We start from the raw sequence: 11,075 nt of genomic DNA on the forward strand, positions 1-11,075 counted from the left end.
GAATTGAAGAAGTTAATTGTAATAGCAATCGTATTATTTTTAACAGCGTGTAATGTGGATGCGAATGACACATCTGTAGAGGAAACGGATGAAACTGAGGCAAATGAAACTTATGAAACACAGAGTAATAACGATACAGAAGAAACCTCATACGAAGAAGTAGTTGAAGAAGAGACTCAAGAAGATTTATACAAAGATTTGCAAAGCGTAATGTCTCTAGAAGAAACCGAAACTATACAAGGGAGCGGTGGTCAGTCCCACGTTTTTAATGTAATGGTAGAGGGAATGGTTAAATTTACTTCAACTAATGAAGGAACATCCAATTTTATGGCTCACGTTGAAGATGGAACTACTGGAGAAAGAATAGGATCTGTTGCTAATCATATTGGGAATTATGAAGGTCATCAATTTCTCAATTTAGCCGAAGGTGAACACATTTTACAAGTATCCAGTGCAGGCGATTGGACTTTTAAAATAGATCAACCTTACAAAGATGATTTTGTCGAGGAAAGAACATTTAACGGAAGCGGTAATCAAACCCTTGGACCCTTCTATTTTAAAAATAGCAGGTTAGAATTTACAGGTGAACATAATGACGAAGGGAATTTCATGGTACATCTTTTAGGTGTTTACGGAGATAGAATAGATGGCGTTTTTAATGAAATTGGGAATTATGAAGGGAACTATATTGCAACTATTGAAGAAGACGCTATTTACTATCTGGACATCACAGCTGGGGATGAGTGGAGTATAAGTATTAAAGAGTAGAGCGGATTAATTTCCGCTCTTTATTTTTAACTATGGGTATTCGCCTATATTCATTTCGATCAGCGTGAATCCGTGATTGTTTTTAAACATAATAAACACTCCTTTAAATGGTTTTGATTAATTGAAACATTGGCCACATTAGAGAGACATAAATAAAAATGATAAAACTTCCTATAATAATAAAAAAGATGGGCTGTAACAACGTAAAGATTTTTATTGTTCTCATTTCCATTTCTTCCATTAAAACCTCAACATAGACAGAAAGGTCCATTTCCAGTGCTTGAACATCTGTATCCTTTTGAAATATAGAAATCAGCTGCCTATCTAGAAATGATAAACGGGATAAAGCATAGCTCAAATGAATGCCCTCGTTTAACTGCGTTGTTATGAACTTTGAACAATAAGATATAATGGGTAATTTCTGCTGATTTGACATATGCTGCAGGATTTCTTTGAAGGACATGCCTGTTTTAAGAAGAGAGCTGAAGTGGGATGCGAAAAAATATGAACTTTGCATCCGAAGATAATCCCTGTAACCAGGGATCTTTTTATACAGCTGTATGCTTTTTTCGATTGGTATATAAGATTTGAACAATAACCAAATAAGACTTAACGTGATGAAAATTATTATACTTAAGATTAGAAAAGAACTTAGAAAATCAATGAACATGATGGAGTAGTTAATGGATGTACTGGACTCAGATTGGAAAGTTTCCGCAAAGGAGGGAAGAACAGATTGCTTGATAATATAAAGCAATAAGGAGAAAATTACAAACAAAATGAGAGGATACCTTAAGATTTGCTTAAACTTTCTCGCGTTAGTCATACGCTGTTGAAACATATTGATACACTTTTCTAAACTTCCCTCCAGATCATTGTTGGCTCGTATAAAATATAAAAAGGAAGTAATGGTGTGATGAAAATGAGCTTTTTCAAATGCCTGATCTATCGTATCTCCGTTTTTTAAGGCATTGATAACAATGGATGCCGATGCTGACAAATGTCTGTCCCATTTTATCTTATCCAATGCTTGAAGAATTGGATATCCATTTTTCAGTAATCGCAACAATCGCTGCAGAAATCTCAACTGTTCTTCTTTATTCATTCGTAACTTGGTATTCGAATAGAACTTTTTCAGAAATAAATCCATATGCGTATGCCTTCTTTCTTAAGTGCTGAAATGACTGAAAATCCGTCAAATGGTTTAAATCACCACCTTTCAGTACATTGTCAAGAAGCCTTCCATCCAATAGTTCTAATATTGCAGCGCGTCTGGTTATTTGATCATTTATCGTTAAAGGCAATAATTGAATAGCCGCTACAGCGATAAGGGACTGCTGCAAATCTATTTGTTTTATTTCCATATCCTGCAGACGATGAATAGTACCAACCGCATTTTTAGCATGTAATGTGCTCATTACCAAATGGCCGGTTAAAGCAGCTTCAAAGGCAAACTTTGCTGTATATTTATCACGAATCTCTCCAATCATAAGGATATCAGGATCATGCCTTAGTGCAGCTTTTAATCCTGATTGATAGGAAATACCTGCTTTTTCATTTACCTGAACTTGAAGAATATCCTTTACTTCTTTCTCAATCGGATCCTCCAAAGAAATCGTTTGATAAGAATTTTCCTTTAGTAAAGCATGTAGCAGTGCATATAACGTTGTGGTCTTTCCACTGCCAGTTGGTCCTGTAAAAAGTATAATTCCAGAACGTTTTTGGATCCATTGTTTGATTTTTTTATATTGATAAGGGAATAGAAAAAGATTTTTCAGGTTATAGCTTTGGGTTTGTGGAAGAACTCGAATGGCTAGGCTCTCTAAATGATGAGTAGGAAGTGTGGATAGTCTAAGTGAGTAAAAATCATCTCCCTGTTGGTGTTCAATGATTCCGTTTTGAGGTTTTCTCGTTTCTCCAATATCCATGCCTGAAGTAAACTTATAAAAGGTAAGAAGTAGCTGGTACTGGTTCATGGAAATATTTTTGTATAAGATTCGTTTACCATGGATTCGAAAGTAAATAGCTGTTTGGGAAGTAAATGGATAGAAATGAATGTCAGATGCATGATGTCCGAAGGCTCCTTTTAATATAGTGGCAGAAAGCGATGAAGCAGAACTCAATCCATTGTCAACTCCTTCATGATTTAATTTTTCTACATCACTTTATTCGACACTGTTCTTCAAACTCCTTCTTTTTTCGCAACATTTTTTTAAAATTTTTTTGAATATATTTTTATGGATTGGTTTAATCTAATAATACATAGGGAGAATGAGGTGAAGAGGATGTCTGGTAATGATTATTTAAAATATGTTACCGAACAAGTTGTTTCTTATTTGGATTTACCGACAGAGGAAAGAAGAAAGCGAAAATTAGAACAAAAGAAAGCACCAGGAGGATTATCCAATCGGTGGTTTGGTGTCCTGCCATTTGTAATAAAATCTTTAAGAAAAAAGGCAGAATAGCTGCATATCGGCTATTCTGCCTTTTTCATACATAAGGAACATATTTGTTTATTCTGTTAAATAAAACAAGCCACCGTTTATCACTTCGCAGGAAATGACAGGCTGGTATCTTTCTTTGATTTCTTCTATTTCTTTTTGCATTTGTTCCTCTTCTTCGGTACGCCCTTCATAAAAATGTTTTAGTGTTTGAATCTCTTCATGTAATGTTTCAATGGATTCTTCCGCCCACCCGTGGGTTTGATTTTCGAGATAATTGGATATTACAGCCTCAATTCTTTTGTATCCACTTTGCAGTCTGATAAGGGGGGAGATGGTGTAGCAATAATCAGAAATGGCCGTCTGTAAAGGCAGTTCTTTTAAGTAATCCATCATTTCTAGACGCATTTTTCCGTTAACAAGCTGAAGACCAATAGAAATTACTTCATCCTTTTTATGTTTTCCTTTGTAACTGATTTTTAAATTGACGACGAGCCAGGGATACATAGCAGTGTTTTTGTCTGCAGACACCTTTTGAAATAGTCTGGTGAATTTTTCATTTTCTTTAAGATGGTTGATTATTTGCTGTAACCTTGGACTTCCAAAATGAACCCAATCTCCTTTCTCTTCTCTTTTTTCAGGATTGGTTATTAAGGTGAGTTGCATTGGTTCTCCCTTTTGTCCAATCTTTTTAATATAGTGCCAATAAAAAGGGCGATTCATTAAGGCGCGATCCATTTCTTCCGTCAACTGAATTTTTAACAATCCATCTTCGTTCTCTAAAATTTCACATCGATGAAATATAAAGTAATTCTGTAAAAAATTTTCCAAATTAGCTATAGCCATAACTTTGCTCCCCTTGTGTTTCGTCTATTGAGTTTTGGATAATGCTAGTTAAGTTATCCAGTTTAATCTTTACTTCACCAGCCGAAGTGGATTCATTATAAATGTTTTCCAATTCCGATTCCATACTGGAAATATTTAGTTCTGATAAAATAGCATCCAGATTGCCGATAACTTGTTCAAACAAATTAATCTTTTCATATAACAGTGTCATAATATGTTCTTCAATAGTTCCTTTGGTTGCAAAATTATAAATATGGACATCTTTTTCCTGACCATAGCGGTGAATACGTCCAATTCGCTGTTCTAACCGCATAGGATTCCACGGCAGGTCATAATTAATCAAGTGATTGCAAAATTGAAGGTTGATACCTTCCCCACCTGCTTCTGTTGCAATCAGTACTTGTGCATGGTTTTGAAACAGTTGTCTCATCCAGTCTTTTTTACCGCGTTTAAATCCTCCACGGAATGGAACAGAGGAGATACCATGTTGCTTTAAATACCACTGAAGATATAATTGGCTTGCACGATATTCGGTAAACACAATCACTTTCTCATCACCAAACTGTTTAATTATTTCCACTAATTTCTCGGCTTTAGCATGATGGGGGAGTTGTTCAATTTTAGAAATAATTGGCTGAATCTGTGACTCTCCATTTCCTTCATCCATTAATTTTTTTAAAGAAAGGTAACACGCTTCTCTGGATGAGCATATTTCTCTCAAAAAAGTAATCTTTGAAAAACTGGAGAATGTCGAAGCGGTTTCCTCCAGGTCTTGGTATACTTCTTTTTCTTCAGGTTTAAAGTCTATCCACACTGTTTCAATATTACGTTTTGTATTATTTAAAGTAGTATTTTTTCTCGTATTACGAATCATTACCTTTTGAATCAGTTGTTTTAAATAGGCATCCTGTTTGATTTGATTACGGCCTTTTCCATAATTCTCCAAAAAGGATTCATAGTTTCCTAAATGCCCCGGTTTTAATATTGAAATTAAATTAAAGATTTCAATTAGGCGGTTCTGTACTGGGGTTGCTGTTAACAGTAAGCAATATTTTTTCTTTAAAGAGCGAACAAATTCATAGTTTTTGGTTTTATGATTTTTAAGTTTATGTGCTTCATCAATTAAAATAAAATCATATTCAATATCCAGGATTTTTTCCCGATGTGGAGAACGCTTGGCCGTATCCAATGAAGAAATAATAATGTTCTGGTCCCAATTATAATTTTTTCGATGGGCAATGGCTGGAATATAAAACTTCTCATTCAACTCTCGAACCCATTGATTAACGAGGGACGCAGGAACTAAAATAAGTGCGTTCTTAACTAAACCACGAATCATATACTCTTTTAATATCAAGCCAGCTTCAATCGTTTTTCCTAAACCGACTTCATCTGCTAATATGGCTCTTCCATTCATCGTTTCTATCACTTGTTCCGCAGCATCAATTTGATGATCCAGAAATTGAATGTGTGGCAAATATTCGAGTGCACGTAACCCTTTAAATTCTGGAGTCATCGTTGTAAGTTCTGCTTGATAGGCCATAGAGAAAAGTTCCCAGCTGGAATATGGTCCATCATTTTCCAAGGTTGATTCTAATTCCGCTATAAAATTCGAATCCTTTTGTATTTCAATAGAATCCATATAATACTCCCTCTTTTTAGTAATAAAATTTGGATTTACTATATCTTTTTCTGTTAAATGTGGTATAATACAAAAATAAATTAAGGATTTATCAATACTGCATATTTAGTATAACCAACAATTCTTCATAATATGATGCGGATGATTACAAGGGGAGAGTTTACTAATGTAGTAACGCCGAAGGAGCAAGCACTAAAGCGAATCTCTCAGGCAAACAGACTCTTGTGGGACGCAACTCTGGAGAGAGTTTACTTTATACTTTTAGGAGGGTATAAAATTTTAGCAAAGAAGTGGATTTGACGTAGCTAAAATTTTAACGTGCCAAGTATAAGAAAAATACCACATTCGCTAAAAGACGAGCGGATGCGAGTTTTTCTATTGTAAACCACCTACGAAGCAAGTATTTACATCATACTGACTGTGTAAATATGCAACTTTCTGGTTGAAGGACAGAGATTTCTTTTATGGGAAATCTCTGTCCTTTTGGTGTATCAGAATGAAGTTATCCATTAAGTTCAAATAGCAACAGAATCTAGTACAAAGGAGAGGATGGCATGAGTGAATTAAAACGAACACCATTGTATTCGGAATATGAGAAGCACGGTGCCAAAATAATCGATTTCGGCGACTGGGAGTTACCTGTACAATTCTCGAGTATTAAGGAAGAGCACGCAACAACCAGAACAAAAGCCGGATTATTTGATGTATCCCATATGGGGGAAATAACCGTTAAAGGACCGAAAAGTGTAGAGTTTTTACAAAAGGTTACAACAAATGATGTATCCAAACTATCTCCAAACCGTGCTCAATATACGATTATGTGTTATGAAGATGGGGGCACAGTGGACGATTTAATTATTTATATGATGGATGATAACGATTATTTATTAGTAGTTAATGCAGCAAATACAGATAAAGATTTTGCCTGGTTAACGAAAAATAACACATATCTTAAAGAAGAAGTACAGCTGCAGAATGTATCTGATAATTTTGTTCAATTAGCACTGCAGGGACCTAATTCAGAAGAAATACTGCAAGATCTTACAACGACGGATTTGAGTGAGATTAAATTTTTTGGTTTTAACAGCGAAGTATATTTCTCTGGAATAGAAATTCCTGCTATTGTATCCAGAACAGGATATACAGGAGAAGATGGATTTGAAATTTATATTGACCAATCAGAGGGTCCAAAACTTTGGAATGCCATCCTGGATCCAGGTAAAAAGAGCGGTGTTCAGCCGATAGGACTTGGGGCAAGAGATACACTAAGGCTTGAAGCCAACTTAGCACTCTACGGCCAAGAACTGACTAAGGATATTTCTCCCATTGAAGCGGGATTGAAATTTGCTGTTAAAGTAGGCAAAGATAGTGATTTTATAGGCAAGGAAGCATTACAAAACCAAATCAATAATGGACCAGAGCGGAGGCTTGTCGGTATTGAAATGGTCGATAAAGGAATTCCACGTCATGGATACGACATATTAAAAGGCGAGGAAAGGATTGGTTTTGTAACATCCGGAACCCAATCACCAACTTTACAAAAAAATATCGGGTTAGCGTTAGTAAAAGCAGAACATTCAAGTGTTGGAACAGAGTTATTCGTTCAAGTCCGCAAACGTACATTAAGAGCAAAAGTTATACCGACACCATTTTATAAACGAAATAAATAGGAGGTTATCATAATGGAATTTCGTTATTTACCAATGACTGAATCTGACAAAAAAGAAATGCTGACAGTCATCGGAGCTTCATCGACAGACGAATTATTTTCAGATATTCCTGAATCGATTCGACTTCGTGAAGATTTAAAACTAAAGAAACCTGCAAATGAGTACCAATTAAAAAAAGAATTAACAGAAATGGCACGAAAAAATGTAAATGTAAAAGAATATACGTCCTTTTTAGGTGCGGGTGTCTATGATCACCACATTCCTTCTATTGTTGATCATGTCATTTCCCGGTCGGAATTTTACACTGCTTATACTCCATATCAACCAGAAATTTCTCAAGGAGAACTTCAAGCCATCTTTGAATTTCAAACGATGATTTCTGAATTGACAGGAATGCCTGTTGCGAATTCTTCCATGTATGATGGTGGCACTGCTTTAGCAGAGGCAGTAAACTTAAGCGCGGCGCAAACGAGAAGAAAAAAAATTCTTGTATCCAAAACGGTTCATCCGGAATCTCGTGCAGTGGTAGAAACGTATGCTAAAGGACAAAATTTGGATATTGTGGAAATCGAAGCCGAAGATGGAATAACGAGTTTAAGTGAAATAGAAAAGCATTTAGATGAAAATACAGCCAGTGTTGTTATTCAATATCCAAACTTTTTTGGACAAATAGAACCTTTAGCAAAAATCAACAACCTAATAAAAGAGCAGAAGAAAACAATGTTTATCGTTTCCAGTAATCCGCTTGCACTAGGTTATTTAACGCCTCCAGGAGAGTTCGGAGCAGATATTGTGGTAGGAGATACCCAAGTGTTTGGAATCCCGGCTCAATTTGGCGGTCCACACTGTGGATATTTCGCAACGACAAGTAAATTAATGCGAAAGATTCCAGGGCGTTTAGTCGGGCAAACCACCGATGAAAATGGGATAAGAGGTTATGTTCTCACCCTTCAAGCAAGAGAACAACATATTAGAAGGGAAAAAGCGACATCAAATATTTGCTCCAACCAAGCATTAAATGCACTTGCCAGCTCGGTTGCAATGAGTTCGATTGGGAAACAGGGCTTAAAAATAATGGCTGCCCTAAATATGAAAAAGGCTAGATATGCAAAACATAAATTAGAAGAAGCAAATATAGAAGTAGTATTTAAGACTCCGTTCTTTAACGAAATAGTGATTAAGCTTTCTAAACCAGTTTCCAATGTAAATCAGAAGTTATTAGATAAAGGAATCATCGGAGGCTATGATTTGGGTCAGGTTTATCCTAAACTTGAAAATCACATGCTGGTTGCTGTCACAGAAATTCGTACAAAAGATGAGATTGACAAATTTGTCAAAGAATTGGGGGATATTAATGGCTAATCAAGACTTTCCATTAATTTTTGAACGCAGTAAAGAAGGAAGAACAGGCTACAGTTTACCGGATTTAGATGTACCGGAAATAGAGTTGGAAAACGAATTGGAAGACGTCTATATCCGTAAAACAGCACCTGATTTACCGGAAGTTAGCGAATTAGATATCATGAGGCATTATACAGGACTTTCCAATCGAAATTATGGGGTAGATTCCGGATTTTATCCATTAGGATCCTGTACGATGAAATATAATCCGAAAATCAATGAAGATGCAGCAAGGTTAGAAGGCTTTAGTCATATTCATCCATATCAGGCTCCTGAAACAGTTCAGGGTGCAATGGAAATGATGTATGACTTACAAACAGCCCTAAAGGAAATTACTGGTATGTATGAAATTTCCCTTCAGTCTGCAGCAGGGGCTCATGGGGAATGGACGGCATTAATGATGATTCGAGCATTCCATGAGGCTAATGGTGATTTTGACCGTACGAAAGTTATTGTACCTGACTCTGCTCATGGTACAAATCCTGCATCAGCAGTTGTTGCCGGTTTTGAAGCGGTCACGGTTAAGTCTAATGAAAATGGTTTAGTGGACTTAAAGGATTTGAAACGTGTAGTTGGGAATGATACAGCAGCATTAATGCTGACTAATCCAAATACTCTCGGATTATTTGAAACGGAAATTAAGGAAATGGCGCATATTGTTCATAAAGCAGGCGGAAAGCTTTACTATGATGGTGCTAATCTGAATGCGATTATGGGATATGCAAGACCTGGGGATATGGGATTTGATGCAGTACATTTAAATCTTCATAAAACATTCACCGGTCCACATGGTGGTGGTGGCCCTGGGTCTGGCCCTGTTGGTGTAGCCAAAGAATTGGAACCATTTTTACCAAAGCCAGTTCTAACGAAGAAAGAGGATCAATATATTTTTGATAATAACAGGCCACACTCGATTGGTAGAGTGAAACCATACTATGGTAACTTCGGAATCAATCTTCGTGCCTATACGTATATTCGAACGATGGGCGCAGAGGGACTTAAGAAGGTTAGTGAATATGCTGTTCTTAATGCAAATTATATGATGAGAAGGTTGGAGAAAGCATATGACTTACCATATTCACAGCATTGTAAACATGAGTTTGTGTTATCTGGAAGAAAACAGAAGAAGTTAGGTGTAAGAACACTGGATATAGCCAAGCGTCTTTTGGATTTTAATTATCATCCACCTACTATTTACTTCCCATTGAACGTAGAGGAAGCAATGATGGTGGAGCCTACGGAAACAGAGTCCAAAGAAACGTTGGATGACTTTATTAATACGATGCTTACCATTGCGAAAGAGGCAGAAGATCAACCGGAAATTGTTCAGGAAGCACCACATAACACCATCGTTAAACGGATGGATGAAACAACAGCAGCAAGGAAACCAATATTAAGATACTATCGCAGTAATTAATAATAAGGCCTAAGGTTTATGAACCTTAGGCCTTATTTCTTTATTTGTTAGGAAAGGATAAGAAAAGCGAACCCATTCACAAGTGGAACAAGTTCGCTTTTCTAATGTTTATCTTCCTACTTTTATCTTACCAGTCCATTTTTTAAATCCGCCTTTTAGCTGATAAATATCCTTATACCCTTTTTTGTGGAGTAATTGTGCTGCTCTAGCAGATCTTGAACCGCTCTGACAATATAGATAGACTGGTTTATCTTCACGCATTTCCACTAATCGCTGTTTCATTTGAGTGACAGGAATGTTTCGCGCTCCAAGAATATGTCCACGTTCAAACTCCTGTGGTTCACGGACATCAATTAGCTGTGCTTTCCGGTAGCCCTTTACGAATTCATCCTCAGTAAGTGTTTTTAAGTAGGCACGTTGCCGATAGTAACGAAATATAGTGACAGCTAGAATAATTAGTAGAGCAATAATTAAGATTTCCATTTTTTTCCCCCGTCTTTCACAAGTGTACATTACTTATTATATGTTGAATTAGCTATTTTTTAAAGCGATAAGAAAGTATAATTTTTTTGACTTTATGTCTAACCACCTGCGCTAAAGCTATAGCGAGACTTCCCTCACAACTATGCAATAAACTCAACAGCGACTCTCATATTTGAGGTTGTCTTGGTGTTGTCATAAAATGTCGAATTCGCAACCCTTAAAAAAGTTAATGCGCTGTAACTACCTAGGATTTTCTGCTATAATCTTCCATATTTACCAGATTTCATAGATTTTCAAAGTTGACAAAAACAAATTTTTCTTATTCAATCACAATATATTGTGTTAATTATAAAATGAAATACAATATATTGTATTGTTGATATTAAATGTGATATTGTTATAGTATC

General features: G+C 36.1%; 10 protein-coding genes and 1 riboswitch. Of the genes, 5 read left to right on the forward strand and 5 right to left on the reverse strand.

Going from position 1 to position 11,075, the window contains the following annotated elements:
- Positions 1–3 precede the first annotated feature (3 nt).
- Positions 4–768: a hypothetical protein gene (locus GMJ66_RS13320; RefSeq protein WP_156290807.1), complete on the forward strand. Its 765-nt coding sequence runs from the start codon at positions 4–6 to the stop codon at positions 766–768.
- 103 nt (positions 769–871) lie between these two features.
- Here GMJ66_RS13320 and comGB read toward each other — a convergent pair whose 3' ends face one another.
- Complete coding sequence (gene comGB / locus GMJ66_RS13325; RefSeq protein WP_156290808.1) at positions 872–1,918, reverse strand: competence type IV pilus assembly protein ComGB; 1,047 nt, start codon at positions 1,916–1,918, stop codon at positions 872–874.
- Entirely contained in the window at positions 1,866–2,891 is a 1,026-nt protein-coding gene (gene comGA / locus GMJ66_RS13330) for a competence type IV pilus ATPase ComGA (protein WP_156290809.1), read from the reverse strand. Before comGA ends, comGB begins: the two co-directional genes overlap by 53 nt.
- A 162-nt stretch (positions 2,892–3,053) precedes the next feature.
- Between comGA and GMJ66_RS13335 the strand changes: the two genes are divergently transcribed.
- On the forward strand, positions 3,054–3,233 hold the full coding sequence (locus GMJ66_RS13335; RefSeq protein ID WP_156290810.1) for a YqzE family protein: 180 nt from the start codon (positions 3,054–3,056) through the stop codon (positions 3,231–3,233).
- Between the two features lie 48 nt (positions 3,234–3,281).
- Here GMJ66_RS13335 and GMJ66_RS13340 read toward each other — a convergent pair whose 3' ends face one another.
- Entirely contained in the window at positions 3,282–4,055 is a 774-nt protein-coding gene (locus GMJ66_RS13340; RefSeq protein WP_156290811.1) for a YqhG family protein, read from the reverse strand.
- Entirely contained in the window at positions 4,042–5,697 is a 1,656-nt protein-coding gene (locus GMJ66_RS13345; protein ID WP_156290812.1) for a DEAD/DEAH box helicase, read from the reverse strand. Before GMJ66_RS13345 ends, GMJ66_RS13340 begins: the two co-directional genes overlap by 14 nt.
- A 141-nt stretch (positions 5,698–5,838) precedes the next feature.
- Positions 5,839–5,929, forward strand: a riboswitch (glycine riboswitch).
- Between the two features lie 322 nt (positions 5,930–6,251).
- On the opposite strand from GMJ66_RS13345, the gene gcvT reads away from it, so the two are divergent.
- The 3 genes from gcvT to gcvPB are packed head-to-tail and all read left to right on the forward strand — an operon-like array spanning position 6,252 to position 10,185.
- Entirely contained in the window at positions 6,252–7,367 is a 1,116-nt protein-coding gene (gcvT, locus tag GMJ66_RS13350) for a glycine cleavage system aminomethyltransferase GcvT (RefSeq protein ID WP_156290813.1), read from the forward strand.
- A 12-nt stretch (positions 7,368–7,379) separates the two neighbouring features.
- The gene (gene gcvPA, locus GMJ66_RS13355; RefSeq protein ID WP_156290814.1) at positions 7,380–8,729 is read left to right on the forward strand and encodes an aminomethyl-transferring glycine dehydrogenase subunit GcvPA; all 1,350 of its coding nucleotides are present in this window, start codon (positions 7,380–7,382) and stop codon (positions 8,727–8,729) included.
- Positions 8,722–10,185: an aminomethyl-transferring glycine dehydrogenase subunit GcvPB gene (gene gcvPB, locus GMJ66_RS13360; protein ID WP_156290815.1), complete on the forward strand. Its 1,464-nt coding sequence runs from the start codon at positions 8,722–8,724 to the stop codon at positions 10,183–10,185. The genes gcvPA and gcvPB overlap by 8 nt, the downstream gene beginning before the upstream one ends.
- A gap of 108 nt (positions 10,186–10,293) precedes the next feature.
- Here the strand turns inward: gcvPB and GMJ66_RS13365 are convergent, their stop codons facing one another.
- The gene (locus GMJ66_RS13365) at positions 10,294–10,668 is read right to left on the reverse strand and encodes a rhodanese-like domain-containing protein (RefSeq protein ID WP_156290816.1); all 375 of its coding nucleotides are present in this window, start codon (positions 10,666–10,668) and stop codon (positions 10,294–10,296) included.
- Positions 10,669–11,075 lie beyond the last annotated feature (407 nt).

The organism is Oceanobacillus salinisoli (assembly GCF_009733865.1).
Taxonomy (GTDB): Bacteria; Bacillota; Bacilli; order Bacillales; family Amphibacillaceae; genus Oceanobacillus; species Oceanobacillus salinisoli.